Here is a 25,488-nt window from a genome sequence, read left to right on the forward strand (position 1 = left end):
CAAAATTTCTTTGTGAGTTCATCGATTTTTTCGATGCCGACCGCAGCGGATCCGGCTGCGCGACAAGCGTGGTCAAGTCGTGCCGTCGATCGGGAAGCCGCGCACGAAGGCGATCGCCTCCTGGACGGCAGCCTCCATCTGCGGCGCGCCCGGGTAGGCCCAATACGACGCATGGATTGGCAGCGGCGCAAGACGCGGTTCGGCATCGAGCACCGCGAGATCGGCCCCGCGCGCAAAGCCGGGCACCGTCGCACGCGGCAAGGTCGCGAAGCCGAAACCGCCCTCGACCATCCGCGCCAGCGCCGAGATCGACGAGATCGTGTGAATGCGCCCGCTTTCCAGGCCCGCGCGGCGGATCACTTCGATCAGCGCGACATGCGGCTGCGAGCCACGCTGGAAGGTCAGCACGTCGTGTTCGAGGATGTCAGGCAAGGTCCATTTCCCGGCGCGTTCCGCGTCGCCGCGGCGGCCGACGAACACCATCTCCAGCGACGGCAGTTCGGTGACGCGAATACCCTCGCCCGCCGCCGGCAAGGCGGCGAACGCGAGATCCAGGCCCCCGCGCCGCAACTGCTCGGTGATCACCGGCGTCATTTCCACGGCCAGCTCGAACTCGATGTGCGGCTGGGTACGGCGCAGATGCTCGACGAGCGGGATCAGCCAGGTGTGCAGCACCGACTCGATGCAGCCGATGCGCATCGTCATCGCCTGCGGCTCGGGCGTGCCGATCTCGTCCTTCAGCTCGCGCTGGATCGCGAGCAGCCGTTCGGCGTAGACGAGGAAGCGGTTGCCGGAGTTGGTCAGGCGGAAGTGGCGCTCGCGCCGATCGATCAGCGCCACGCCCAGTTCCTCCTCCAGGCTCGCGATGCGGCTCGATACCGCCGACTGCGTCAGGCACAGCTTGTCCGCGGCACGCGTGATGCTCTTCAGGCGCGCCACCCACAGGAAGGCTTCGACGAAACGCAGGTTCATGGACGAGATCGGGTCCGGAAGGGTACGCCACCGTGCGCGGCCGAGCTCGAATCCTTGAACTTCCGCCCGGAACGCTGCCAGAATGCGCGCTTTCGCTGGCTGGCGCTTACGAAAACTGTAAGCCGATCGGAGCCCCGGCGCAATTCGCCGCGGATACACTGACCGCATCCGGAAACGACGCCCCGCCCGCCATGCCACCCCTCATAGCTTTTCGACGCACCGCTCCATGACCACAGACACGCTGGACCTCTTCAACGCCGAGCCGCCGGCCCCGCCCGCCCCACCGGCGACAGGCGGAAACGACGCCCCGCCCCCCGATGACGGCACCCTCGCACTCGACCGCTACGCCGAGCGCGCCTACCTCGCCTACGCGATGAGCGTCGTGAAGTCGCGCGCGCTGCCGCAGGTCGAAGACGGCATGAAGCCGGTGCAGCGGCGCATCCTCTACGCGATGAACGAGATGCGTCTGTCGGCGAGCTCGAAACACGTGAAGTCCGCGCGCGTCGTCGGCGATGTCATCGGCAAGTACCACCCGCACGGCGACTCCAGCGTCTATGACGCGATGGTGCGCGTGGCGCAGGATTTCTCGCTGCGCTACCCGCTCGTCGACGGCCAGGGCAACTTCGGCTCGCGCGACGGCGACTCCGCGGCGGCGATGCGCTACACCGAATGCCGCCTGACCCCGATCGCCGAATTGCTGCTGTCCGAAATCGACCGCGGCACCGTCGACTTCGTGCCGAACTACGACGGCGCCTTCGAGGAACCGCAACTCCTGCCCGCGCGCCTGCCCTTCGTGCTGCTCAACGGCGCCTCGGGCATCGCGGTCGGCATGGCGACCGAGATTCCGCCGCACAACCTGCGCGAAGTCGCCGACGCCACCTGCCACCTGATCCGCAATCCGGACGCCGGCCTCGACGACATCCTGCCGCGGCTGCCCGGCCCGGACTTCCCCGGCGGCGGCCAACTCATCTCCTCGCCCGAGGTGATCCGCGAAGCGTATGCGAGCGGCCGCGGCAGCCTGCGCGTGCGCGCGCGCTGGCACGTCGAGGAGCTCGCCCGCGGCCAGTGGCGCGTGATCATCGACGAACTGCCGCACGGCGTGTCCGCCGCCGGCGTGCTCGCCGAGATCGAGACGCTGACCAACCCGCAGCCGCGCGCCGGCAAGAAGGAAGTCAGCCAGGAACAGAAGAACCTCAAGCAGCTCGTACTCGGCGTCGTCGAGACGGTACGCGACGAATCCAGCGACAAGGCGCCGGTGCGCATCGTGCTGGAGCCACGCTCGTCCCGCCAGAGCCGCGACGAGTTCATGGCGGTGCTGCTCGCGCACACCAGCCTCGAGAGCTCGGCCTCGGTGAACATGACGATGATCGGCCGCGATGGCCGGCCGCAGCAGAAGAACATCGTGCAGATCCTGCGCGAATGGATCGACTTCCGTTACGTCACCGTCGACCGCCGCACGCGCCACCGCCTCGACGAGGTCGATCGCCGCATCCACATCCTCGAAGGCCGCATGATCGCCTTCCTGCACATCGAGGAAGTGATCCGCGTGATCCGCGAGTCGGACGAACCCAAGCCGGCGCTGATCGCCGCCTTCGGCCTCACCGACATCCAGGCCGAGGACATCCTCGAGATCCGCCTGCGCCAGCTCGCGCGCCTCGAAGGCTTCAAAATCGAGAAGGAGCTCAACGAGCTGAAGGAAGAACGCGACGGCCTGCAGCATTTGCTCGACAGCCACGCGGCCATGACCCGCCTGATCCTCAAGGAGATCGAGGACGACGCGAAGAAGTATGGCGACAACCGCCGCACCGTGATCGAGGCGGTCGCCGCGGTCGCCCCGGCCGAGATCAGCGTCGCCGACGAACCGGTCACCGTGATCGTGTCGAAGAACGGCTGGGTGCGCGCGCGCCAGGGCCACGGCATCGACGCCGCGGCGATCAGCTACAAGGCGGGCGACTTCGCCTTCGCGGTGATCGAGACGCGCACCACCTGGCCGCTCGTCGTCATCGACACCAACGGCCGCGCCTACACCGTGCGCGTGTCGGACCTGCCCGGCGGTCGCGGCGACGGCGCGCCGATGACAACCTTGGTCGACTTCCAGGACGGCGGCAAGCTCGCCCAGGTGCTCACCGCCGAACCCGAATCGACGTGGATGTTCGCCAACTCCGGCGGCTACGGCTTCATCTGCACGCTCGGCGATGCGACCAGCCGCCAGCGCGCGGGCAAGGCCTTCATGACGCTCGAAAAGGGCGAGAAAGTGCTGGTGCCGGCGCGCGTCGTGGGCGAGCGCATCGCTGCGGTGTCGGAGAACGGCCGCATCCTCGTCTTCATGCGCAGCGAGATGAAGGTGCAGTCCGGCGGACGCGGCGTGATCGTGATGGCGCTCGACGACAAGGAAGCGCTCGTCGCCGTCGCGGTACCGCCCGACGAGGCGACGCTGCGCGTCGAAGGCACCGGCCGCGGCGGCAAGGCCGTGACGATAGACCTGAAACCGTCGCAGCTCGCGCCGCTCGTCCATCGGCGCGCACGCAAGGGCATGACGCTCACGCCCAAGGTTTTGCCCGCAGCCCTCACGAGCGCCTGATTCACCGGCCCGGATGGCGGCGGCCGGAACCGATCGGCCCGGACGCAGTCTTTCAGGAAGCGGCACCCCGGCGCCCGCCCGTCTCGCATGAGGCCGGCGGGCGTCGTTGCGGCGCCCCACCCCGCACGACCAAGACTCCGAATGGACCACGACATCTCCCTCATCACGACCATCGCCGCGGCCTTCGGCCTCGCGCTGATCCTCGGCTTCGTCGCCGAGCGGCTGAAGATCCCCGCGCTTGTCGGCTACCTCGTCGCCGGCGTCGCGATCGGCCCCGCCAGCCCAGGCTTCGTCGCCGACATCCACACCGCCTCGCAGCTCTCCGAGATCGGCGTGATGCTGCTGATGTTCGGCGTCGGCCTGCACTTCTCGCTCGATGATCTCCTCGCCGTGCGACGCATCGTCGTGCCGGGCGCGGTCGTGCAGATGGCCGAGACCGCGCGCACGCTCAACCCGGCTATCGAGATCGTCCTGCGCACGCACAGCGAGGCCGACTCCCGCCTGCTGCGTAGCGAGGGTATCGGCACGGTCTTCTACGGCGAGGAAGAACTCGCGAAAGGCATGACCGGGCACGTGCTGGAACGCTTCACACCGCACGCGGCGGCTCAATAATGACATCGAAAGGGAGGATTCCGACCATGACCGAACGTCCTTTCACCCGCCTGCTCGCGGCGACCGATCTGTCCGCGCCCGCGCGACACGCAGCCGAGCGTGCGGCTCTCGTCGCCCGCGAACTCGGTGCCGCGCTCGACCTCCTCCACGTGGCGAGCATGGCGCCGCTCGAAAAGCTGCGCCAGCTCGTCGCCGAGGTTCCACCCGACGCCGCCGCCCGCGTGCTCGAATCGGCGCAGGCAGACCTCGATCAACTGGCCGCGGCATTGCAGCGACATCATGGCCTCGCCGCGGGTGTGCATGTCGCATCCGGCCCGCTGCTGCAGGAGCTGACGACCGGGTCCCATGCGATCGCGGCGGACTTGCTGGTGCTGGGTGCGCGCGGCAGCAGCTTCATGCGCCACCTCCTGCTCGGATCGACCGCGGAACGCATGGTGCGCAAGACAGTACGACCGATGCTGATCGTGAAGCAGCCTCCGCACGAGCCGTACCGCACGCTGCTCGTGCCGGTGGACTTTTCCCTCTACTCGGTGGCGGCACTGCACGACGCGCGCCGGCTCGCACCGCAGGCCAACCTCATCCTGCTGCATGCCTTCGAGGTGCCGTTCGAGGGCAAGCTCCACTACGCCGGAGTGGACGAGGACCTGATCCACCGCTATCGCATTGCCGCACGCCAGGAGGCGCTCCAGCAGCTACGCCGGTTGCGCGACGAAGCCGGCATTCCGCCCGAATGCGCGCGCATCATCGTCATGCACGGCGACCCATCGCGCACCATCATCGAGCAGGAACAGGAGCAGGATTGCGACCTCATCGTGATGGGCAAACACGGCGAGAACGTCGTCGAGGACCTGATCCTCGGCAGCGTCACCAAGCACGTGCTGGTCGAGTCGCAGTGCGACGTGCTCGTGTCGATCTGAGCGCGCTCGCGACGCTACTCAGCGGGCGGGCTGCTTTTCCGCGCTGCCCGCAGCCTCGCCCGGGGGAAGGATGGAGCGGATCGGATCGCCCTCGCGAATCTGCCCCGGTGCACGTGGCGGCGGCTCGCCGACCATCGACTCGATCAGGATCGTCACGCGGCGGTTGCGCGCGCGGCCTTCCTCGTTGGTATTGTCGGTGAGCGGCCGCTGGTCCGCGTAGCCGGCCGCCGTGAGGCGGCCTCCGCGCACGCCCGACTCGATGAATAGGCGCACCACGGTTGATGCGCGCACCGCCGACAATTCCCAGTTCGACGGAAAGCGTCCATTGCGGATCGGCACGTTGTCGGTGTGGCCCTCGACCGTGATCGGAAACTCGGCACGCGCCAGCACCTCGGCGACGGCCCGCAGCGCCGCCACCGCGGGCGCCGCGAGGACCGCATCGCCCGGCGCGAACAGCACCCTGGCGTTGATCTCCACCGAGATCCCGCGCGCCCCTTCCGCCACACGGACCTGCCCGCCCTGGGTCAGCGGCTCCAGCACGCGACGGATGTCCTCGGCCATCGTCGTCATGCGCTTGTACTCGGCCCGACGCCGCTTCTCGACCTCCTCGTCCGGGTTCGGCGACAAGGGCGCGGGCTTGGGCGGCGCGACGGCCGGCGGCGGGGCGATGACGGGGTCGCCCGGCACATTCACGGTGATGTTGCGGAAGGCGTTGATCAGCGAATCGGACAGCACGCGGTACTTGCCCTCATTCACCGATGACAGCGAATACATCACGACGAAGAAGGCGAACAGCAGGGTGATGAAGTCCGCGTAGGACACGAGCCAGCGATCCTGATTCTCGTGGTTCGCGTCGTCCAGCTGGCGGTGTCTGCGGTGGCGTCGCATCGGGGCACGCTCAGGCGATGTAACCCTGCATGCGGCTCTCGATGATGCGCGGATTGTCGCCATTGGCGATGCCGACCAGCCCGTCCACGAGCATCTCGCGCTGCGACACCCCGTCGGCCACGTAGGCCATGAGCTTCTTCGACATCGGCAGGAACACCAGGTTGGCGAAACCCACGCCATACACCGTGGCGACGAAAGCCACCGCGATGCCGGCCCCCAGCTTCGACGGATCGGTCAGGTTCTCCATCACGTGGATCAGGCCCAGCACCGCGCCGAGGATGCCCAGCGTCGGCGCGTAGCCGCCGGCCGCCTCCCAGATGCGCGCCCCCTGGCGCATCTGCGCCGCCCACGCGTCGATCTCGACCTCCAGCACCTCGCGCAGCCGCTGCGGCTCGACGCCATCGACGAGGAGCTGCAGCCCCTTGCGGGTGAACGAATCGCTGATGCGCGGAATCTGCGCCTCCAGCGCCAGCAGCCCTTCCTTGCGCGCGATCTGGCTCCAGCTCGTCGCCTGGCGAATCAGCGCGGCATGGCTGGCCGGCGGCGGCATGAAGACCCACCGGGTCATGCGCATGCCCTCGCGGAAGACCTTCAGCGGGCTCTGCAGCATCACGGCACCCAGTGTGCCGCCGATCACGATGAGGAAAGCGGTGGGCTGCAGGAGGGATGCGATATGCCCCCCCTCGATCACCTGCCCCATGATCAGGGCGGCGATGCCCAGGGTGAGTCCTACGACGCTGATCTTGTCCATGTCCGCAGTCCCTCGGCCGGCCCGCTCAGCCGCCGGACGGAGGATTCTTGGGCGGCCGTCCGCGGCGCGCCCGGGTCGGGGTTCCCGCCGGCCCTGCGCTGCCCAGGATGCGCGCCCGCAGCCGCGCCACAGCCTGGCTGTGGAGCTGGCACACGCGCGACTCGGACACGCCCAGCACCTCGCCGATCTCGCGCAGGTTGAGCTCCTCGTCGTAGTACAGGGCCATCATCAGCTTCTCGCGCTCGGGCAGATCCTCGATCGCCCGCACGAGCGCGCTGCGCATGTCGGCCTCCTCGAGGATGTCGGCCGGATTCGATTCGTGCTCGCCGAGATGCCGCTCGAAGTAGTCCTCGCCCTCGCCGTCGGTGAAGTCCTCGAAATGCACCAGCTGGTAACCGCGCGCGTCCTGCAGCATGCGCTGGTACTCGGCGAGCGGCATGCCCAGCAGTTCAGCGAGCTCCGCCTCGGACGGCTGGCGTCCGTGGCGTTGTTCCAGTTCGTGCACCGCTGACTCGATGCGGCGCATGTCACGCCGCATGCTGCGCGGCAGCCAGTCGTTCTCGCGCAGTCCATCGAGCATCGCGCCGCGGATGCGCTGCACGGCATAGGTCTCGAACTGCGCGCCCAGTCCGTCCTCGTAGCGGCCGATCGCATCCAGCAGGCCCATCATGCCGTTCTGGATCAGGTCGTCCATCTGCACGCTGGCCGGCAGCTTCGCCATCAGGTGGTAGGCGATGCGCTTGACCAGCGGGGCATAGGCCTCCACCAGATGGTTCTTGTCGAGATTACCCGCTGCGTCGTACATCCACTTCGCCTGTATCTTCTTCCGTCCTGGACGGGGTTCCGGACATGGGGGCAAACCGGCGGACGTCCATTGTCCCGCAGCCGGCCCGCTTTTGCCAAACGGGTAGGCACTCAGTCCCATGTCGGAGCCCCCCTGCCAGCCGCCGCGCCGGCCTGTACATTGCCGAACGTCGCGAGGCGGCGCAGGAAGGCGGCCTCGGCATCGCGCGGAGAAGCCTCCGCTGCGCCCTGCCCCAAACCCGCCGCCAACTCATCGCGCTCGACCTCGCCTAGCCAGGCGAGCGGCACGCCGACGTGGCGGCGCACGAGCTCGCTCAGGCTGTGGAAGAAGGCCGTGGCGTCGGCTCGCCCGCGCGCTCCGCACACCGCCACATGCAGCGAACCCGCGCCAGCCGCGGCGAGGCGCTTGATCACCTGGTAGGCGTCGGTCGCGCCGCTGCGGCTCGCCTCGGCGACCACCAGACGGCGCGGCGCCGCCAGCGCGAAGGGTGACGGATCGGCGGCGCTCTCACACGCCGAGTGGATCAGGATGAAACTCGCAGGGCGTTGCAGCGTCCGCAGTGCGTCGAGCACGCAGTCGCGCCGCTCGCCGTCGAGAAGCGGCAGTGCGAGCGCGCAGGCCGCCACCGGCACGCGCCCGAGCAGGCCCGGCACCGGCTGGACGAGTTCCCGCGCCGAACTGCGACCGCCGAGCACGCCCAGCAGGTCGCCTCCCGTAGGCAGGCCGAGCACCCCGGCCAGCGAATCCTCGCCCTGCGCCTCGTCGAGCAACAGCACGCGCCGGCCGTGCCCCGCGATGCGGTGCGCCGCCTGCAGCGCCACATGCGCACGCCGGCGCCCGGTCGCGTACAGCGCGACGACCGTCGGAGGTGCGCGCCGGAACAGGCGCCGCAGCCCGGCTGCCTGGTCTTCACGCGGGTCGATCATGTCAGACTCCGCAGGCCGCCAGCATCAGGGCCGCCTCGTCGCCCTGCAGCTTCCACGGCGACTCGTCGGACTGCTCGCGCAGCGCGCGATGCAGCAGGTAGGCACGATTAGGCAGGTGCAGGTCCTCCGGCACTCGCTGGCCGTTGGCGACATAGAAGACGTTGAGCTCGTTGCGCACGGCCACATCGAGGGCGGGGGCGAGCGATGCAGCCTCGTCCACCTTGGTCAGCACGCAACCGGCCAGGTCCGGCCCGTTGTATGCGCGCACGACGTCCGCGAGCGTGTCGCCGCGACAGGTCGAATTGAGCAGCAGCAAGCGACGAACATCGCCGGCGCCCGTCAGCATCGCTGCCTGCTCGGCGACCATCTTGTCGCGCTGGCTCATGCCCATCGTGTCGATCAGCACCATGTGCTTGTTGCGCAGCTCGGCAAGGGTCTGGCGCAGGTCAGCGGCGTCGCGTACGGAAAACACCGGCACGCCGAGGATGCGCCCGTAGATGCGCAGCTGCTCCTGCGCCCCGATGCGGTAGCCGTCGGTCGTGATCAACGCCAGCCGGTCAGCACCGTGGCGCACGACGCAGCGTGCCGCGAGCTTCGCCGTCGTCGTCGTCTTGCCCACGCCCGTCGGCCCCACCAGCGCATACACGCCCCCACGGTCAATGATGTCCGCATCAGACGCAACCGCACGCAGATCGCGCGCGAGTGCGTTCTTCACCGCGGCACGGGCATCCTCCGGCGATGCCTCTTCATCCACGGATTCGGCCAGGCGACGCGCGAGCACGCCGGAGAAGCCTGCTTCGAGGAGCTCGCCGACGATGTCCGCGCGTGCGGGTGCCCGGCGCCGGGTCTCGCCCCACGCAAAGCCGGCGAGCTGGCGCTCGATCATGCTGCGGATGCCGGCCATTTCCTTCATCAGCTGGACGTTCGCCTCCTGCAGCGAACGTATGCGCTCATCTTCCATCGCGCGAGCGGGTTCGGCGGCGCGGACCTGCGGCGCGGCCGGGGCCGGCTTCCTCGGGGCAGGCGCCTTCTCCGCGGCAAGCGGACGGGCCGCGGCCTCGGGAGCCTCCCAGTCGTCGATCGAATACTGCTCGCTCAATGCCGCCGCCCGCGTGCGCATCACGTAGTCGGCCGTCTCCATGCGCGGCGGGTTGAACGGACGGATGATCTTCGCCGGCTTCGCCGCCACCGGGGTCGCGAGCGAGCGCCCGGACAGACTCACCTGAAAGTCGTCATCCTCGGCTGCCGGTGCGGGGGCTTGCGCAGCCGGCCGGGCGGCAGGCGCGGCCGCACGGGGCGTCCCCGGAAGCGCTCCCACGTCGTCCGCCGGCAGGGCCAGAATCTCGACGCCGCCTTCGACCGCGCGGTTCGACAGCACGATGGCATCGGCACCGAGTTCGGCCTTCAGGGCACGCAGGGCCTCACGGGCGGAGGGGGCAAAGTAGCGCTTGACGTTCATGCTGGTTCTCCCGACTACCGCGCTCTGTGCGCAGCATGGAACCGATTATGGCGGCGGGGAGGTGGATCGATAGCCCGGAATAGACCCGGTTTCCCCCCGCTAATCCCGCCCGCCAAAGACTCAGCGCGCGGCCCCGCCCACCATCGCCGTGACGCGGATCGTACGCGTCTCGGGCACTTCCGAATTCGCGATGACCTTGAGCGAAGGCACGGCACGGCGCAGGAAGCGCGACAGCAGCCAGCGCAGTTGCGGCGGCACCAGCAGTACCGGAGGCAGCCCCATGTCCTCCTGCCGCTGCGACACCTCGGCAGCGTGACGCAGCATGCCGTCGGCGAGGCTCGGCTCGATGACACCGCCGTCGCCACCACCCGTCGACATCGCCTGCATGAGGATGCGTTCGAGCGCCGGATCCAGCGCCATCACCTGGATTTCCGAATTGCCCGGGAACAGGCTCTGCAGGATCGAACGCCCCAGCGCCTGACGCACGCGCGACGTGAGCTCGAGCGGATCCTGCGTGCGCGAGGCATTCTCCGCAAGCGTCTCGATGATCGTGCGCATGTCGCGGATATTGACCCCCTCTTCGAGCAGGTTCTGCAGCACGCGCTGCACCGTCGCCACCGGCAGCAGCGCCGGCACCAGATCCTCCACGAGCTTCGGCGTCGTCTTGCTGATGTGGTCGAGCAGTGCCTGCGTTTCCTGACGCCCGAGCAGCTCTGCCGCGTGGTTGAGGATCAGATGGTTGAGATGCGTCGCCACCACCGTGCTCGCATCGACCACCGTGTAGCCGAGCGCATGTGCCTGTTCGCGCTGGCTCGCATCGATCCAGTACGCCGGCAGGTCGAATGCGGGATCGCGCGTCTCGCGCCCCGCGAGCGCCCCGGTCACCCGGCCCGGATTGATCGCCAGATACTGCCCCGGGTAGGCATCTCCGGCACCGATCTCCACGCCCTTCAGCGCGATGCGGTAGGCGTTCGGCTTGAGTTCGAGGTTGTCGCGGATATGCACCGGCGCCGACAGGAAACCAACGTCCTGGGCGAACTTCTTGCGCAGGCCACGGATGCGCTTGAGCAGCTCGCCATCCTGCCCCTTGTCGACCATCGGGATCAGGCGGTAACCGACCTCCAGCCCGAGCACGTCTACCGGCGCAACGTCGTTCCAGCTCGCCTCCTGGCTTTCGGCAGGCGGCACCGCCGCCGCGGCCTCGGGAGCCACCCTTGCGGCCGCGGCCGCTTCCCTGCGCACTATCCCCAGCCGCCGCCACGCCAACCAGCCGAGCGAACCGGCCATCAGGATGAACACCAGGTTCGGCATGCCGGGGATCAGCCCCAGCACCCCGATGATCGCCGCGGTGAGCATCAGTACCTGCGGATTCGAGAACACCTGACTGATCACCAAGCCACCCACGTCGGCGTCGTCGCCGACACGCGCAACGACCATACCCGCCGCGACGGAAATGATCAGCGCCGGGATCTGCGCGACCAGGCCGTCGCCAATCGTCAGCAACGTGTAGGTCTCGACCGCGATACCGGCTGGCATGTCGTGCTGCACGATGCCCACCATCAGGCCGCCGACGATGTTGATCAGCAGGATCACGATGCCCGCCACCGCATCGCCGCGCACGAATTTCGACGCACCGTCCATCGCGCCGAAGAATTCCGACTCCTGCGCCACCTCCTTGCGCCTGCGCTTCGCCTCGGCCTCATCGATCAGACCTGCGTTCAGGTCGGCGTCGATCGCCATCTGCTTGCCGGGCATCGCGTCCAGGGTGAAGCGGGCGCTCACTTCCGCGATTCGTCCCGCGCCCTTCGTCACGACGACGAAGTTGATGACCACGAGGATCACGAATACGACGAGGCCAATCGCCGTGTTACCGCCGACGAGGAAGTGACCGAAGGCCTCGATGACCTTGCCCGCCGCATCCGGTCCCGTATGCCCCTCGAGCAGCACCACGCGCGTCGACGCGACGTTCAGCGCCAGGCGCAGCAGCGTCGTCACCAGCAGCACCGTCGGGAACACCGAAAACTCCAGCGGGCGGCGCGTATACATCGCCACCAGCATCACCATCACTGACACGGCGATATTGAAGGTGAAGAACACATCGAGCGCGAACGGCGGCAGCGGCAACACCATCATGGACAGCACCATGATGATGAAGATCGGGGCGCCCAGCAGCCGCAGGTTCGTCGGCGTCAGCAGCGCACGCAGGTTGAGGACATCGTTCATTGCCAGCCTCTATCGCATCGTCCGTTCCGCACGCCCGCTCAATCGGGCGCGCCAGGGTCCATGTCGGCGGGCACCGGTAGCTTGCCGGGCGCCGCCGGCGGAAGTCCGCCGTGAGCCATCCAGTGGTTGAGCTGATACACGTAGGCCATCACCTCGGCCACCGCCGTGTACAGCGCACCGGGCACTGCCTGCTCCAGTTCGCAGTGTTTGTACAGCGCACGAGCCAGCGGCGGCGCCTCCAGCATCGGCACCTTGTGCTCCTTCGCCAGCTCGCGAATCTTCAGCGCGACCTCGCCGCGCCCCTTCGCAACCACGATGGGGGCGCGCATCTTGTTCGCGTCGTACTTCAGCGCCACCGAGAAGTGCGTCGGGTTCGTCACCACCACATCCGCCTTCGGCACCTGCGCCATCATGCGCCGACGCGCCATCTCGCGCTGCATCGCACGGATGCGCCCCTTCACCTGCGGGTCGCCATCCTGTTCCTTGCTCTCGCGCTTGACCTCTTCCTTCGTCATGCGCAGCTTCTTGTTGTACTGCCACAACTGGAAGGGCACGTCGATCAGCGCCAGGATCGCGAGCCCCATGATGATCAGAAGCGTCGCGAACAACACCATCTGAAGAAAATCCGGTACTGCCGCATCCACCGTTTCGCCGGTCAGGCCAAAGATGTGTTCATGCTCGCGCCACACTGCGAAAACACCCATCAGGCCGACCACCGCCGCCTTGAGGAGCGACTTCACCAGTTCCGCCAGCCCGTGCACAGAGAACATGCGACCGATACCCTGGAGCGGATTCATGCGCTCCAGCTTCAGCCCCAACATCTTGGGCGCGAACACGAAACCGCCCATCAGCACCGGTGCCGCGATCGCCGCCACCATCAGGATCGCGAACAGCGGCATCATCGTCAGTAGCGCATCGGTGAACAGATCGCCGAAGCTCTCCAGCATCAGCGTGGAGTCGAACGCACGCTCCCGCTCGATCGCGAAACCCGCGCGCAACATCCCGAGGATGCGCCCCGAGATCCACTCTCCCATCATCCACAACGCACCGATACCCGTGATCAGCACGAGAAAGGTCGACAGCTCGCGCGACTGCGGAACCTGGCCCTCCTCACGGGCCTGCTCCAACCGTCGTGGCGATGGCTGTTCGGTTTTCTCGAGATCGCTGTCTTCGGCCACGGCCGACTCCTTGCCTGCACGCCGGATGCGCTCCGTTCAGCACGGACGTTCGGCGACGTGCGGCAATTATCGCCGCACACCGGCAAGCCCCGCCGCCGGATAAGCGCGGGAAAACAGCCCTAAATCGCGACTTGGAAACAACGGGGCGGACGACGCCCCGCCCTCCGGGCCTCAGCGTCCGGCAGGCAGCCGGTCGACGCCGCGGATCACCGCCCCGGCACCGATGCCGCGCGCGGCGAACCACCCCGCATTCATCTCCAGCGCAAAACGCGCCGGCGCCGCGGCGCAATGGCTGACCTCGGATTGCGGCTGCATGTCAGCAATGTTCAGAATGCGCCCATCGCGATCCATGAATGCCACCGACAAGGGAATCAGCGTGTTCTTCATCCACATGCAATGGCGCGCCTCCTGCGTGAAGACGAACACCATGCCGCGCTGCTGCGGCATCGCCCTGCGGTTCATCAGGCCGATCTGGCGCGCCTGATCGGTATGCGCCAATTCCGCCTCGATGCGGTGCATCCCTGCCCCCAGCTCGACCATTGGCAATTCCGCCCGGGCAGCGGACAGGCACGCCACGGCGGTCGCCACGATCACCGCACAGCGGCCGAAAAGGGATGGGAGTTTCATCACCGGCAAACCCGTAAAGAATAAATGGGGAAGCGCGATTCTACCGCGCCGCGCTCAAGAACGCCGTCTGCGCGCGGAACCTGCCGCCTGCGGCCTGCGCCTCGCGTCGGGCGCAGTTCGCTCGGGTGCGGCCCTGCGGGAACTCATCGCACCGCCGGGATGTTCGCCCTCCACCTCCTCGGCGCGCCACGCCCCCGGCGCCAGCCCTGCGAGCGACCACCCGCCGATCGCCACCCGGATCAGGCGCAGCGTCGGGAAACCCGCCTTCGCGGTCATCCGCCGCACCTGCCGGTTCTTCCCCTCGCGCAGCACGATCTCCAGCCACGACGTCGGCACGCTCTTGCGAAAACGCACCGGCGGATCGCGCGGCCACAGCCAGTCCGGCTCCGCAATGCACCGCGCCTCGCACGGCCGCGTCACGAAATCCCCGAGATCCAGTCCCGCGCGCAGGTGCGCCAGCGCATCATCGTCCGCCTCCCCCTCCACCTGCACGACATAGGTCTTGGGCAGTTTGTGGCGCGGATCCGCGATGCGGTGCTGCAATGCACCGTCATCGGTCAGCAGCAGCAGGCCCTCGCTGTCCGTATCGAGCCGCCCCGCCGCATAAACACCGGGCACCGGCACGAAATCCTTGAGCGTCGGCCGCCCCGGCTCCGCCGTAAACTGGCAGATCACGCCATACGGCTTGTTCAGGAGAATGACGCGCGACATACGGGGAATGGTGGGGGAAAGATCCGGCCGCCAGACAATGCGGAGAACATGGACAGGATCTGGCGGAGGCGGTGAGATTCGAACTCACGAACGGTTGCCCGTTGCCGGTTTTCAAGACCGGTGCAATCGACCACTCTGCCACACCTCCGGAAGCGGCGGAGTATATCACCCCGCCTTCGCATGTCATCCCCGCTCGAACAGCGCGATCGACTCGACATGCGAGGTCTGCGGGAACATGTTCGCGATCCCCGCGCCGCGCAGCACGTAACCCTTTTCGCGCACCAGCACCGCTGCATCGCGCGCGAGCGTCGCCGGACTGCACGACACATACACGATGCGCGGCGGCATCTGCTGATCGCTCAGCGCCTTCACCACCGCGATCGCCCCCTCGCGCGGCGGATCGATCAGCAGCTTGTCCAGCCGGCCGAGTGCGGCGAGGCTGTCCTCGGTCGCCTCGAACAGGTTCGCCGCGTGGAACTCGGTGCGGTCGGCCAGGCCATTGCGCCGCGCGTTCTTCAGCGCCCGGGCGACCAGTGCATCGCTGCCCTCGACCCCGATCACATGCGCGCCGCGGCGCGCAATCGGCAGGCTGAAGTTCCCCAGGCCGCAGAACAGGTCGGCGATACGCTCGCCCGGGCGAGGGTCCAGCAGCTGCATCGAGCGCCGGATCAGCAGCCGATTGATGTCGACGTTCACCTGCGTGAAATCGGTCGGCAGGAAATCCAGCGTCACATCGAACTCGGGCAGCGTGTAGGCGAGCCCCGGCCCCTTCTTCGGGTGCAGCGGCTTGGCCGTTGCCGGGCTGGTACCCGGCTGCTGCCAAACCTGGACGCCATACGCATCGGCAAACGCCGCGAGGCGCGCCATATCCTGCGGCGTGAATGGCAGCAGGTTGCGGAACACCAGCACCGTGATGTCCTCGCTCACCGCAATCTCGATCTGCGGCAACCGATCCGGGATCGAAAGTCCCGCGACCAGTTCGTGCAACGCCGGCAACAATGCCGATACATGCGCAGGCAGCACCGCGCAGCTCTGCAGGTCGGCGATGTAACTGCTGCGGCGCTCATGAAAACCGATCAGCACCCCGCCCTTCGACGGAACCATCCGCACGCCGATACGCGCACGGTACCGATAGCCCCATGCCGGCCCGTGGATTGCCGGATACACCACTTCGGGCGTCACCTTGGCGATGTGCCACAGCGCGTCTTCCAGCACACGTTGCTTGGTCGCCGCCTGCGCCACCGAATCGAAATGCTGCATCGAGCAGCCGCCACAGGTGCCGTAATGCGGGCAAGGCGGCACCACCCGCTGCCCGCTGGGCTTGAGCACGCGCTCCAGCTCGGCCAAATTGTAGCTCGGCCGCTCGCGCACCACCCGGTATTCGACCTTCTCGCCCGGCAATGCGCCATCGACGAACACTGCCTTGCCATCCACACGGGTGAAGCCCCGCCCTTCGTGGTCCAGAGATTCGATGACAGCAACAGGCATCAAGCGTCCGCCCAAAAGAGCGTGATTTTACCTGCTCGCAAAGTACTTGCCGCCACGGGCTCCTATAATTCCCCCGACCGGACGACAAACGGGCGCTCGCATCCGCCACCGCCCCCGCCCGACGCGACGTGCAGGCCCGGACCATGGATACCCCACGCGAACAGACTTTCGACAGCTATGGCGACTATCGCGCGGCCCTCTTCGCCGCCATCGGGAGCGCACGGCAGACACTGCTCATCTTCGACCCCGACCTGCGCGAGACCGGACTGGAGAGCCCGCAAGGCATCGCGCTGCTCGAGCGCCTGTGCGCGCAGAGCACGCGCCGCGACGCGGTCCGCATCCTTGTGCACACCACCGGCTGGATCGCGCGGGAATGCCCGCGCCTGACCCGCCTGCTCGCCCACCATTCGCACTGCGCCAGCGTGCGCACGGCAGATCCGGGGGCGCGCAGCTGGAGCCAACCCTTCCTGATCGCAGACGAGCACCACGTCGTCACCCGCTTCCACCAGGATCTGCCACGGGGAAAGATCGGCAGCGACGCGATCGGCGGGCTGGCACTCCTCGCTACGCAATTTGAAACATTCTGGATGAATGGGGAGGCGAGTGCAGTCGGCACGCCGCTTGCCCTTTGACCTGTCGTTTTTAGTTGTTGCATTGCATCAACAGGCTATTGGCACCCTTGAATCACATGCTAGAATTTCTTGAGGTTCATCGGGTGGTGAATCCTTCTTGGCCCGCCCGACAGGAACTGATCACCCACCTAGCCCCATAAGAAAGGACATCGAACATGAAACAGTCGCTCCTCGTTGCTTCCCTGCTCGCCCTCGCCGTCGCCGCCTGCGGCAAGCCGGCCGAAGCTCCGAAGGCTGAAGCCCCCGCTGCTGCCCCGGCCGCCGCTCCCGCCCAGGAAGCTGCTCCGGCTGCCGCCCCGGCCGCTGCCCCGGCTCAGGAAGCCGCCCCGGCTGCTGCCCCCGCTGCCGCTCAGGAAGCTGCTCCGGCTGCTGCCCCCGCCGAAGCTCCGAAGGACGGCGCGCAGAAGTAATTTCGCTCTCGCAGCGACGCAAAAAAGCCGGCTCTCGAGCCGGCTTTTTTGTTGTCCGCCGCGGCATTCGCTGCCGCCTCGACCAAGCCTCGCGGCCCCCTGGCCGCATGCTTCGCGGCACGGCCTGCGGGCCTGTCGGCGCCGCAAGCCGCACCGCGCCCCTCAGCGCAACTGCTCCTGCAGCAGCCCCAGGATCTTGCGGGCGGTTTCGGACGAATCCTCCCCCCCCTCGCGGGTCATCACGCTGACCACCGATTTTTCGCCCTCGCCGCGGACTCGCAGGCGATATTCGCCACCCTTCTGCACCACCTGATCATTACTGCGCCAAAAAGCGAGTTTGGACAGGAGGCCCTCGGACTTCTTCGTCTGCACGTCCGCATCCGGATCCACGTAACGGACGAAGTAGAGCCCCTTCGAGCGATCACGATCCTCGACCGTGAAGCCGATGCGGTCCAGCGCCAGGCCCACGCGACGCCACGCCCGGTCGAAGGACTCGTCCATCGCCAGCGTGACGCTGCCGCCGTTCGCCCCCTTTAGCGCCGCGCGGTCGGTCGTCGGAGCTGCCGCGACGATCGCGGCCGCGCGCTCTTCGGCCGCGCCGAGGCGGACCATCAGGCGACGCAGCATTTCCGCCTCGAGCTCGGGATCGGCCGGGCGCGGCTGCCACACGGTCGTGTCCTTGGCTTCGTTGGGATAAATCTCCATCATGCCGCGATGGCTGATGTAGATCTCGACCGTGCCGGGATCCTTGCCCGCCTCCAGCCGCGTGCGGAACTTGTCGCGCACCGGTGTCGAGAACACGCCGTCGAGCACCTTGCCCAACGCCGAGCGGATAAAGTCCTGCGGGATCTTGGCGCGATCCTCGGCCCAATCCGTCTCCATCACGCCCACTTCAGGACGCTCGACGTTGAGGATGAAGCCCGTCTCAAGCCAGAAGTCCTTAACCTTGGGCCACATCGCATCCGCGGAGCCCTCGACGACCAGCCAGCGCTGGCTGCCGGCACGCTCGACACGCATGCTCTCGACCTTGGGCAACACCTGCAGCTGGTTGGCGCTCGCCTGAGGCTGTGCGCGGTCGGTCGCATACGCCGAATAGGTCGCCACGCCCTTGGGCGAAACATCCGGCACCACATAACGATCGTCACGCGTCGGCGCCGTGAGGTCTGGCGGGATTTCCAGCGACGGCAGCTGCCGTGCGCTCTTGTAATCGATCTTCTTGGATTCGACGAGGGAGCCGGAACAACCCGACAAGGCGATGGCCGCGCCGAGCAGCGAAGCCGCAGTACGCAAGGTACGATTCATGAGTTTCGATAATTCCAGGAAAAATCAGACATTCACGCCGGCACGACGCATTGCCGCACGCACACGCTCGTGCAAGCCCTCGGACAGCGACGTGAGCGGCAGGCGGATGCCCGACCTGATCAGGCCCATCTGCTCGACCGCCCACTTCACCGGGATCGGGTTGGCCTCGCAGAACAGGTCGCGATGCAGACCGACCAGCCGCGCATTGATCTCGCGCGCCTTGATCGCGTCGCCGGCGATGGCTGCGGCGCACATCTCGTGCATTGCGCGCGGGGCGACGTTGGCCGTCACCGAGATTGCCCCATGCCCCCCCAGCAGCATGAAGGCCATGCCGCTCATGTCGTCGCCGGTGTACAACGCGAAGTCCTTGGGCGCGCGCTCGATCAGGTCGCAGGCACGGTCGATGCTGCCTGTCGCATCCTTGATGCCGACGATGTTGGGAATCTGTGCCAGACGCAGCGCGGTGTCGTTCGACAGATCCGCCACGGTGCGCCCCGGCACGTTGTACAGGATCAGCGGCAGTTCGACCGCCTCGGCGATCGAACGGTAGTGGCGGTACAGGCCTTCCTGAGTCGGCTTGTTGTAGTACGGCACCACCGACAGATGCGCCACGGCGCCGGCCTTCTGCGCGAAGCGGGCGAGCTCGACGGCCTCGGCGGTCGAGTTGGCACCGGTACCGGCGATGACCGGGATGCGTCCTGCGGCATGCTCGACCGCGACGCGGATCAGCTCGCAGTGTTCTTCGACATTCACCGTGGGCGACTCGCCGGTCGTTCCGACGATGACGATACCGTCGGTCCCCTCGGCAACGTGGAAGTCGATCAGGGCGCGCAGGCGCGGAATGTCCAGGCTGCCATCTTCGTTCATCGGGGTGACGATGGCGACAATCGATCCGGTAATCATGGAAGCGGCCGAAAATTAAAAGAACCGATTCTACCTGATCGAAGCCCGACGACCAGTGGCTTGCTCTCGGGACCGCCCCGAGGATCCGGCACGCGCCCGCAGGATCCGCTACGGGCGCCCCGCGATCCGGCGCTCAAAGGTCCGCGAGCGCCTTGACGTGCGCGACCACCGAGCGCGCCAGCGATGACAGCGAATAACCGCCCTCGAGGATGGACACGATGTTCTTGTGCCCGCATTCCTCTGCCACTGCCTTGATCTGCTGGGTGACCCACACATAGTCCGATTCGACCAGCCCGACCGAACCCATGTCGTCCTCGTAATGCGCGTCGAAGCCCGCCGAGATGAAGAGCATCTGGGGCTTGTGCTCCCTCAGTGCCGGGATCCAGCGCTCGGAGACGATGGAACGGAAGCCGTCGCCGCGCGTGCCGGCGGGCACGGGCACATTGACCATGTTCGGCGCATTACAGTCCGCGCCGCTGTACGGATAGAAGGGGTGCTGAAAGATGCTCACCATCAACACCCGCGGATCGTCGCGGAAGGCGTCTTCCGTGCCGTTGCCGTGGTGCACGTCGAAATCGACGATCGCCACGCGCTCCAGGCCGTGCGCCTCGATCGCATGACGTGCCGCGATGGCCACGTTGTTCAGGAAGCAGAACCCCATCGCCTTGCCGCGCTCTGCGTGGTGGCCCGGCGGACGCACGGCACAGAACGCATTCTCGATCTCGCCCTTCAGCACCAGATCCGTCGCCAGCACGCCGGCGCCGGCCGAACGCAGTGCAGCCTTCATCGTTCCCGGGCTCATCGCGGTATCGGGGTCGAGGTGGCGGATGCCGTGGTCGGGCACGCTGGCATTGAGCTCCGCGAGATAATTCGCCGGATGCACCCGGACGATCTGCTCCTCGGTCGCCAGCGGGGCATCGTAGAACGAAAGGTACATATCGAGACCGGCAGCAATCAGCCGATCATTGATGGCCGCCAGCCGATCCGGACATTCCGGATGGAAGGTACCCATGTCGTGCAGCCAGCAATCGCGGTGCGTGATGAACGCAGTCGTCGTCATACCCCCCCTCTCTCGCGTGCGGGCCAAGCGTCCCGCATCCCTGCCCTGAAATCGGCGCGTCCTTGAAGGGCGCGTCCTGTCTGTCTTTGCTCTATTATCACCGCTTCCCGGTGAATTTCACAGTGCGCCCGCGCCATGCCCCATCGTTACGCAATTCGCGTTCTAGAAGCCGCCAACTGCATCATCCTCGGCAAGGATCGTGAGCTGCGGCTCGCGCTGGCTTGCCTCATCGCGCGCGGACATCTGCTGATCGAGGATCTCCCCGGCGTGGGCAAGACGACGCTCGCGCACGTCATCGCACGCCTCATCGGACTGAACTTCCAGCGCATCCAGTTCACGAGCGACCTGCTGCCCGCAGACATCGTCGGGGTTTCGATTTTCGATCGCGAAGCGGGCAGCTTCCGTTTCCATCCCGGCCCGATCTTCAGCCAGCTCATCCTCGCCGACGAGATCAACCGCGCCACACCCAAGACCCAGAGCGCCCTCCTCGAAGCCATGGAGGAACGCCAGGTCACGGCGGATAGCGAGACGCATCCGCTCCCCGAGCCCTTCTTCGTCATCGCGACGCAGAACCCGTCCCATCAGATCGGCACCTTCCCGCTGCCGGAGAGCCAGCTCGACCGCTTCCTGCTGCGCATCCGCCTGGGCTACCCCGACCGCAGCGCGGAACGGGCGCTGCTGATGGGCGAGGACCGGCGCGAACTGCTCGAACGCCAGCAGACCGTAATCCAGCCCGAAGACCTGCTCGCGATGCAGCAAGCCGCGCACGCCATCACCGTATCCGAACGGCTCGTCGATTACGTCCAGGCGCTCCTCGCCCGCACCCGCCACAGCCCTGAGCTCGCCACCGGCCTGAGCCCGCGCGCCGGCCTGGGCCTGATCGCTGCGGCCCGCGCCTGGGCGCTCCTCGAGGGGCGCGACCACGTCCTCCCCGAGGACATCCAAACCGTTTTCCCGCACGTCGCCGCCCATCGCCTGCACACCGCGGGCGACGGGCGCAGCATCACATCTCAGGTGCTCGACCAGCTCGTGCATGACGTGCCCGTCATCTGATGCTCCCTCGCCCCGACGCTTTGCGTCACCGCCACGGCCTCGGCGATTGGCGTCGCCATCTCGTCACGCTGCGCGCCACGCTTGATCGCGTGCTCTTTCACATCGGACCACCGGAGCCCGCGCCGATCGTGCTCGGTCAGCGGCGCATCTACGTGCTGCCGACACCTGCCGGCCTGGCCTTCGCGGCGGCACTCCTGGTCATGCTGATCGCGTCGATCAACTACAACCTGAGCCTCGGCCATGCGCTGGTATTCCTTCTCGGCGGAGTGTCGGTCGCAAGCATCGTCCACGCCTTTCGCAACTTGCTGCACCTGTCCTTCACGCCGGGACGCGCCGAACCTGTCTTCTCCGGCGAACGCGCGGGCTTCCACGTCATCGTAGCCAACCACCGGAACGCGCGACGGCCATCGCTGCGCCTCGGAGCACACGGGGCGGTGGTGCCATTCGAGATCGATGCGGAAGACCGCGCCGACGTGAACATACCGGTCGCGACGACGGCGCGCGGCTGGATGACGCTCGGTCGCGTGCGCATCGAAACGACCTACCCCCTCGGCCTGATCCGGGCCTGGAGCGTGCTGGTACCCGATCAGCGCTGCCTCGTCTACCCGACTCCCGAACCAAGCCCGCCGCCGCTGCCGGAAGGCCCGTCGAGCACGCCGGGGCGGAGGGCTGGGTCGGCCGGCGACGACGATTTTTCCGGCCTTCGCCGCCACCAGCCCGCCGACTCCCCGCGGCAAGTGGCATGGAAGACGCTCGCCCGCGGCGGCCCCATGCTCACCAAACAATTCACCGGCATGGATGGGGGGAAGATCCATCTCGACTGGAACGATCTCCCCGCTGACCTTGGCACCGAAGCGCGCCTGTCGCGCATGACTGCATGGATCGTGGCCGCCGAGCAGCGGGGGCTCGCCTTCGCCCTAACGCTGCCCACGGTCAGCATCGCCCCCGGACAAGGATCCGAGCACAGTGCGAACTGCCTGCGCCATCTCGCCCTCTTCGGAACGGAGGGGCCGGCCGATGCGTGACACGCGGGCGCCCACTTCCGCCCAGTTCGGCTGGCTGCTCGCAGCAGCAGCCGCAACCCTCGCACCGCACGCAGTCGAACTCCCCTACTGGCTCATCGCCCTGTGCGCCGGCCTCATCGCCATCCGCGCCGCACTGCTGTGGCGGCGCGGCAAGCCTCCCCGCCAGCTCCTCATCCTGCTGGTCGCCATCGCAGCCGGGGTCGGCGTGCGGTTCGAATTCGGCCATTTCTTCGGCAAGGATCCCGGCGTTGCACTACTTGCCGTGCTGCTGTGCCTGAAGCTCCTCGAATCACGCACCGCGCGCGACCTGCGTGCCGCCGTCCTGCTCGCCTATTTCCTGCAACTCGGCCTGTTCTTTTACAACCAGACGCCGGGCATTGCCGCGCTCGCGCTTGCCGGAACCCTACTCACCACCACGACCCTCCTCAGTCTCGAGGACGCCGCCGCGCGGCCCGCCGCGCAACTGCGGACCAGCGCGGTCCTCATCGCCCAGGGGCTGCCCTTCATGCTGGTCCTGTTCGTGCTGTTCCCGCGCGTGCAGGGACCGCTGTGGGGCCTACCTTCCGACGCCTACAGCGGCATGACCGGCCTCTCCGACACCATGAGCCCGGGTTCGATCAGCCAGCTCGGCCTGTCCGATGCCATTGCCTTCCGCGCCGAGTTCAGCGGCATGCCACCGCCGCCTTCCCAGCGCTATTGGCGCGGTCCGGTGCTCTCCCGCTACGACGGGCGAAGCTGGCGACCGGGATTCAGCACGCTCGCCGCAGCGCCCCCCTACGAAACTTCGGGCCGCGCCTACAAATACCGTCTCACGCTCGAACCGCACAATCAGCCCTGGCTCCTCGCGCTCGACTTCCCCGCCGCAAACATCCCCAGGGCACGTTATGCCGGCGACTACCGCCTGCTCGCCGAACAACCGGTGCGCATGCGCACCCGCGTCGAACTGCGCTCGTATCCGGCAACAACCGTAGGCAAGGACGAGAACGCCTTCGTGCTCGCAGAAGCGCGAAGACTGCCGGCAGACCTCAACCCGCGCAGCAGGGCCCTGGCTCTCGAGATTGCGGCAAAGAGCGTCGACCCGGCGGCAATCCTCTCCGGCACCCTCGAACACCTACGCGGAATGAGCCTGACGTATACCCTCAGCCCGCCCCTTCTCGGCACCCACGCGGTCGACGAGTTCCTGTTCGACACTCGACAGGGCTTCTGTGAGCATTTCGCCTCGGCCTTCGTGTTCCTGATGCGCGCGGCCGGTGTGCCGGCCCGCGTCGTCACCGGTTATCAGGGTGGAGAGATCAACCCCGTGGACGGCAGCCTGGTCGTGCGGCAGTCGGATGCGCACGCCTGGGCTGAGGTGTGGCTCGCCGGACGCGGCTGGGTTCGGGTCGACCCCACCGCACTGTCCGCCCCGGCCCGCATCGAATCCGGCTTGAGCGCTGCCCTGCAGGAATGGGACGCACTGCCATTGCTCCGGCGCCCCGGCCTCGACTGGCTGCGCGACATGCGACACCGTTGGGAAGCACTGTCGAACACGTGGAACCAGTGGGTTCTTGGATACAATTCGGACAGGCAGCGCGACCTGCTCGAGTGGTTCGGATTCCCGCAGCCCGACTGGCGCATGCTGGCCATGCTCCTGGGCGTCTCGGCGACAACCCTGATGCTGCTGCTCATGGCCTGGGCCTTTGCGCAACGCCGACGTCACGACCCGCTCGACGCCGCCTGGTCACGCTTTTCCCGCAAACTCGCCCACCACGGCGCCGGCAGGCACCCGTGGGAAGGGCCGCTCGATTACGGCAAGCGGCTGGCGACGATCTTCCCCGGGCGAGCCAAACCGCTGCGTGAGATCAGCGAAGGCTACGCGAGGCTGCGCTACGGCGCGCAAACAGCCGACCCGCGCAGTGTTCGCCTGCTCGCCCGATCCATCCGGAGACTGAAGCTGAAATGAAACGAACCCTTGCCGCCGCAACCCTGAGCCTCGGACTGATATCGCTGCCGGGGCTCGCCAGCGGCACCTATGCCGAGCACCCCGAGGCACAGCGCTTCGCGGATTCGATGCAGGAAAAACACGGCTTCGATCGCGATGCAGTGCTTTCAGCACTCGGACAGGCCCGTTACGAATCCCGCGTCATCGAACTCATCCGCCCCCCAGCGACAACACCCAGCGCCCGCTCGTGGCAGCGTTACCGCGCACGCTTCCTCGACGGGAAGCGCATCGAAAATGGCATCGCCTTCTGGCAGGCGCACGCAGCCGCGCTGCAGAAAGCCGCTGACCAATACGGGGTTCCACCCGAGATCATCGTCGCCATCATCGGCGTCGAAACCTATTACGGGCGCAACACGGGCAATTTCGAGACTGTCTCGGCCCTCGCCACCCTGGCCTTCGACTACCCGCCACGCGCGGTGCTCTTCCGCGGGGAACTCGAACAATTGTTCCTGCTCGCCCGCGAACAGGTCCGCGACCCGCTCTCATACTACGGCTCCTACGCCGGCGCGCTCGGCTATCCTCAATTCCTACCCAGCAGCATCCGCAACTATGCTGTGGACTTCGATGGCAACGGCCAGATCGATTTCGACAACGAACCCGAGGACGCCATCGGCAGTGTCGCAAACTACCTCGCGCGCCACGGATGGGTGCGCGGCGAAGCCGTCGCTGTTCCCGCCCTAGTGCCTTCCGATGCAAACGCGCAGACGCTCATCGATGCCGGCATCGAACCCGCGTTGACGCCCGAAACGCTCACCGCAGCGGGGATCGTCGCCGCCAGCGCCAATCCCCCGGCAGCGCCGGCAACGCTGGTCGACCTCGCCACCCCGGGTGCCCCCACCGAATACTGGCTCGGCTACCGCAACTTCTACGTGATCACGCGCTACAACAAGAGCAGCTTCTATGCGATGGCCGTGTACGAACTCGCGCGCGCCTTGCGCGACCAGTACGCAAGCGCGACCACTGAGCGGTAGGAGAAACGCGCCG

General features: G+C 67.3%; 23 protein-coding genes and 1 tRNA gene. 9 read left to right on the forward strand and 15 right to left on the reverse strand.

Annotated features, from left to right (window positions below; genetic code table 11):
* Window positions 1-72: 72 nt before the first annotated feature.
* Window positions 73-972 carry a LysR family transcriptional regulator gene (locus ToN1_RS07155; protein ID WP_169208165.1) on the reverse strand — a complete coding sequence of 300 codons (900 nt, stop codon included), beginning with the start codon at window positions 970-972 and terminating at the stop codon, window positions 73-75.
* Between the two features lie 226 nt (window positions 973-1,198).
* On the opposite strand from ToN1_RS07155, the gene parC reads away from it, so the two are divergent.
* The 3 genes from parC (at window position 1,199) to ToN1_RS07170 (ending at window position 5,082) form a co-directional block, all read left to right on the forward strand.
* The gene (parC, locus tag ToN1_RS07160; protein WP_210148050.1) at window positions 1,199-3,553 is read left to right on the forward strand and encodes a DNA topoisomerase IV subunit A; all 2,355 of its coding nucleotides are present in this window, start codon (window positions 1,199-1,201) and stop codon (window positions 3,551-3,553) included.
* Between the two features lie 141 nt (window positions 3,554-3,694).
* Entirely contained in the window at window positions 3,695-4,165 is a 471-nt protein-coding gene (locus ToN1_RS24715) for a cation:proton antiporter domain-containing protein (protein WP_244860990.1), read from the forward strand.
* 26 nt (window positions 4,166-4,191) lie between these two features.
* Complete coding sequence (locus ToN1_RS07170; RefSeq protein ID WP_169208872.1) at window positions 4,192-5,082, forward strand: universal stress protein; 891 nt, start codon at window positions 4,192-4,194, stop codon at window positions 5,080-5,082.
* An 18-nt stretch (window positions 5,083-5,100) separates the two neighbouring features.
* Here ToN1_RS07170 and motD read toward each other — a convergent pair whose 3' ends face one another.
* The 11 genes from motD to rlmD form a co-directional block, all read right to left on the reverse strand.
* On the reverse strand, window positions 5,101-5,970 hold the full coding sequence (motD, locus tag ToN1_RS07175; protein ID WP_169208873.1) for a flagellar motor protein MotD: 870 nt from the start codon (window positions 5,968-5,970) through the stop codon (window positions 5,101-5,103).
* A 10-nt stretch (window positions 5,971-5,980) separates the two neighbouring features.
* A complete protein-coding gene (locus ToN1_RS07180; protein WP_169208874.1) occupies window positions 5,981-6,721 on the reverse strand; it encodes a flagellar motor protein in 741 nt (246 codons plus the stop codon).
* A gap of 25 nt (window positions 6,722-6,746) precedes the next feature.
* On the reverse strand, window positions 6,747-7,526 hold the full coding sequence (locus ToN1_RS07185) for an RNA polymerase sigma factor FliA (protein ID WP_169208875.1): 780 nt from the start codon (window positions 7,524-7,526) through the stop codon (window positions 6,747-6,749).
* Window positions 7,527-7,636: 110 nt separating this feature from the next.
* Complete coding sequence (locus tag ToN1_RS07190; protein ID WP_169208876.1) at window positions 7,637-8,452, reverse strand: MinD/ParA family ATP-binding protein; 816 nt, start codon at window positions 8,450-8,452, stop codon at window positions 7,637-7,639.
* Window position 8,453: 1 nt separating this feature from the next.
* Window positions 8,454-9,911 carry a flagellar biosynthesis GTPase FlhF gene (gene flhF / locus ToN1_RS07195; protein WP_169208877.1) on the reverse strand — a complete coding sequence of 486 codons (1,458 nt, stop codon included), beginning with the start codon at window positions 9,909-9,911 and terminating at the stop codon, window positions 8,454-8,456.
* Between the two features lie 120 nt (window positions 9,912-10,031).
* Window positions 10,032-12,134, reverse strand: coding sequence for a flagellar biosynthesis protein FlhA (gene flhA, locus ToN1_RS07200; protein ID WP_169207876.1), 2,103 nt, complete (start codon window positions 12,132-12,134; stop codon window positions 10,032-10,034).
* A 38-nt stretch (window positions 12,135-12,172) separates the two neighbouring features.
* Window positions 12,173-13,312 (reverse strand): flagellar biosynthesis protein FlhB, encoded by a 1,140-nt coding sequence (gene flhB / locus ToN1_RS07205; protein ID WP_169207875.1) that lies wholly within the window; start codon window positions 13,310-13,312, stop codon window positions 12,173-12,175.
* Between the two features lie 171 nt (window positions 13,313-13,483).
* Window positions 13,484-13,939 (reverse strand): DUF192 domain-containing protein, encoded by a 456-nt coding sequence (locus tag ToN1_RS07210; protein ID WP_169207874.1) that lies wholly within the window; start codon window positions 13,937-13,939, stop codon window positions 13,484-13,486.
* 54 nt (window positions 13,940-13,993) lie between these two features.
* A complete protein-coding gene (locus ToN1_RS07215; RefSeq protein WP_169207873.1) occupies window positions 13,994-14,650 on the reverse strand; it encodes an rRNA large subunit pseudouridine synthase E in 657 nt (218 codons plus the stop codon).
* 60 nt (window positions 14,651-14,710) lie between these two features.
* Window positions 14,711-14,798: transfer RNA gene (locus ToN1_RS07220), tRNA-Ser, on the reverse strand.
* 35 nt (window positions 14,799-14,833) lie between these two features.
* Window positions 14,834-16,138: a 23S rRNA (uracil(1939)-C(5))-methyltransferase RlmD gene (gene rlmD, locus ToN1_RS07225; protein WP_169207872.1), complete on the reverse strand. Its 1,305-nt coding sequence runs from the start codon at window positions 16,136-16,138 to the stop codon at window positions 14,834-14,836.
* Window positions 16,139-16,281: 143 nt separating this feature from the next.
* On the opposite strand from rlmD, the gene ToN1_RS07230 reads away from it, so the two are divergent.
* The gene (locus tag ToN1_RS07230; protein ID WP_169207871.1) at window positions 16,282-16,770 is read left to right on the forward strand and encodes a DUF7931 domain-containing protein; all 489 of its coding nucleotides are present in this window, start codon (window positions 16,282-16,284) and stop codon (window positions 16,768-16,770) included.
* A gap of 155 nt (window positions 16,771-16,925) precedes the next feature.
* Window positions 16,926-17,180, forward strand: a complete 255-nt coding sequence (locus ToN1_RS07235) for a hypothetical protein (RefSeq protein WP_169207870.1) — start codon at window positions 16,926-16,928, stop codon at window positions 17,178-17,180.
* Between the two features lie 162 nt (window positions 17,181-17,342).
* Here the strand turns inward: ToN1_RS07235 and bamC are convergent, their stop codons facing one another.
* The 3 genes from bamC to ToN1_RS07250 all read right to left on the reverse strand — a co-directional run bounded on the left by bamC (window position 17,343) and on the right by ToN1_RS07250 (window position 20,445).
* Window positions 17,343-18,482 carry an outer membrane protein assembly factor BamC gene (gene bamC / locus ToN1_RS07240; protein WP_169207869.1) on the reverse strand — a complete coding sequence of 380 codons (1,140 nt, stop codon included), beginning with the start codon at window positions 18,480-18,482 and terminating at the stop codon, window positions 17,343-17,345.
* 24 nt (window positions 18,483-18,506) lie between these two features.
* Window positions 18,507-19,385: a 4-hydroxy-tetrahydrodipicolinate synthase gene (gene dapA / locus ToN1_RS07245; protein WP_169207868.1), complete on the reverse strand. Its 879-nt coding sequence runs from the start codon at window positions 19,383-19,385 to the stop codon at window positions 18,507-18,509.
* Between the two features lie 133 nt (window positions 19,386-19,518).
* Window positions 19,519-20,445 carry a histone deacetylase family protein gene (locus tag ToN1_RS07250; RefSeq protein ID WP_169207867.1) on the reverse strand — a complete coding sequence of 309 codons (927 nt, stop codon included), beginning with the start codon at window positions 20,443-20,445 and terminating at the stop codon, window positions 19,519-19,521.
* Window positions 20,446-20,580: 135 nt separating this feature from the next.
* On the opposite strand from ToN1_RS07250, the gene ToN1_RS07255 reads away from it, so the two are divergent.
* From ToN1_RS07255 to mltB, 4 genes are read left to right on the forward strand one after another with little or no spacing between them, the layout of a single operon-like run.
* Window positions 20,581-21,498 carry an AAA family ATPase gene (locus ToN1_RS07255; RefSeq protein WP_169207866.1) on the forward strand — a complete coding sequence of 306 codons (918 nt, stop codon included), beginning with the start codon at window positions 20,581-20,583 and terminating at the stop codon, window positions 21,496-21,498.
* On the forward strand, window positions 21,498-22,523 hold the full coding sequence (locus ToN1_RS07260; protein WP_169207865.1) for a DUF58 domain-containing protein: 1,026 nt from the start codon (window positions 21,498-21,500) through the stop codon (window positions 22,521-22,523). Before ToN1_RS07255 ends, ToN1_RS07260 begins: the two co-directional genes overlap by 1 nt.
* Complete coding sequence (locus tag ToN1_RS07265; protein ID WP_169207864.1) at window positions 22,516-24,465, forward strand: transglutaminase TgpA family protein; 1,950 nt, start codon at window positions 22,516-22,518, stop codon at window positions 24,463-24,465. The genes ToN1_RS07260 and ToN1_RS07265 overlap by 8 nt, the downstream gene beginning before the upstream one ends.
* Window positions 24,462-25,475 (forward strand): lytic murein transglycosylase B, encoded by a 1,014-nt coding sequence (gene mltB, locus ToN1_RS07270; RefSeq protein ID WP_169207863.1) that lies wholly within the window; start codon window positions 24,462-24,464, stop codon window positions 25,473-25,475. The genes ToN1_RS07265 and mltB overlap by 4 nt, the downstream gene beginning before the upstream one ends.
* Window positions 25,476-25,488: the final 13 nt, after the last annotated feature.

This window comes from Aromatoleum petrolei (assembly GCF_017894385.1).
In the GTDB taxonomy this organism is placed as follows: domain Bacteria; phylum Pseudomonadota; class Gammaproteobacteria; order Burkholderiales; family Rhodocyclaceae; genus Aromatoleum; species Aromatoleum petrolei.

Excerpts from the sequence above, each read along its gene's own strand:
- ToN1_RS07155 (WP_169208165.1), bottom strand. The coding sequence starts at position 972 with ATGAACCTGCGTTTCGTCGAAGCCTTCCTGTGGGTGGCGCGCCTGAAG.
- parC (WP_210148050.1), top strand. The coding sequence starts at position 1,199 with ATGACCACAGACACGCTGGACCTCTTCAACGCCGAGCCGCCGGCCCCG.
- ToN1_RS24715 (WP_244860990.1), top strand. The coding sequence starts at position 3,695 with ATGGACCACGACATCTCCCTCATCACGACCATCGCCGCGGCCTTCGGC.
- ToN1_RS07170 (WP_169208872.1), top strand. The coding sequence starts at position 4,192 with ATGACCGAACGTCCTTTCACCCGCCTGCTCGCGGCGACCGATCTGTCC.
- motD (WP_169208873.1), bottom strand. The coding sequence starts at position 5,970 with ATGCGACGCCACCGCAGACACCGCCAGCTGGACGACGCGAACCACGAG.
- ToN1_RS07180 (WP_169208874.1), bottom strand. The coding sequence starts at position 6,721 with ATGGACAAGATCAGCGTCGTAGGACTCACCCTGGGCATCGCCGCCCTG.
- ToN1_RS07185 (WP_169208875.1), bottom strand. The coding sequence starts at position 7,526 with ATGTACGACGCAGCGGGTAATCTCGACAAGAACCATCTGGTGGAGGCC.
- ToN1_RS07190 (WP_169208876.1), bottom strand. The coding sequence starts at position 8,452 with ATGATCGACCCGCGTGAAGACCAGGCAGCCGGGCTGCGGCGCCTGTTC.
- flhF (WP_169208877.1), bottom strand. The coding sequence starts at position 9,911 with ATGAACGTCAAGCGCTACTTTGCCCCCTCCGCCCGTGAGGCCCTGCGT.
- flhA (WP_169207876.1), bottom strand. The coding sequence starts at position 12,134 with ATGAACGATGTCCTCAACCTGCGTGCGCTGCTGACGCCGACGAACCTG.
- ToN1_RS07210 (WP_169207874.1), bottom strand. The coding sequence starts at position 13,939 with ATGAAACTCCCATCCCTTTTCGGCCGCTGTGCGGTGATCGTGGCGACC.
- ToN1_RS07215 (WP_169207873.1), bottom strand. The coding sequence starts at position 14,650 with ATGTCGCGCGTCATTCTCCTGAACAAGCCGTATGGCGTGATCTGCCAG.
- rlmD (WP_169207872.1), bottom strand. The coding sequence starts at position 16,138 with ATGCCTGTTGCTGTCATCGAATCTCTGGACCACGAAGGGCGGGGCTTC.
- ToN1_RS07230 (WP_169207871.1), top strand. The coding sequence starts at position 16,282 with ATGGATACCCCACGCGAACAGACTTTCGACAGCTATGGCGACTATCGC.
- ToN1_RS07235 (WP_169207870.1), top strand. The coding sequence starts at position 16,926 with ATGAAACAGTCGCTCCTCGTTGCTTCCCTGCTCGCCCTCGCCGTCGCC.
- bamC (WP_169207869.1), bottom strand. The coding sequence starts at position 18,482 with ATGAATCGTACCTTGCGTACTGCGGCTTCGCTGCTCGGCGCGGCCATC.
- dapA (WP_169207868.1), bottom strand. The coding sequence starts at position 19,385 with ATGATTACCGGATCGATTGTCGCCATCGTCACCCCGATGAACGAAGAT.
- ToN1_RS07250 (WP_169207867.1), bottom strand. The coding sequence starts at position 20,445 with ATGACGACGACTGCGTTCATCACGCACCGCGATTGCTGGCTGCACGAC.
- ToN1_RS07255 (WP_169207866.1), top strand. The coding sequence starts at position 20,581 with ATGCCCCATCGTTACGCAATTCGCGTTCTAGAAGCCGCCAACTGCATC.
- ToN1_RS07260 (WP_169207865.1), top strand. The coding sequence starts at position 21,498 with ATGCTCCCTCGCCCCGACGCTTTGCGTCACCGCCACGGCCTCGGCGAT.
- ToN1_RS07265 (WP_169207864.1), top strand. The coding sequence starts at position 22,516 with ATGCGTGACACGCGGGCGCCCACTTCCGCCCAGTTCGGCTGGCTGCTC.
- mltB (WP_169207863.1), top strand. The coding sequence starts at position 24,462 with ATGAAACGAACCCTTGCCGCCGCAACCCTGAGCCTCGGACTGATATCG.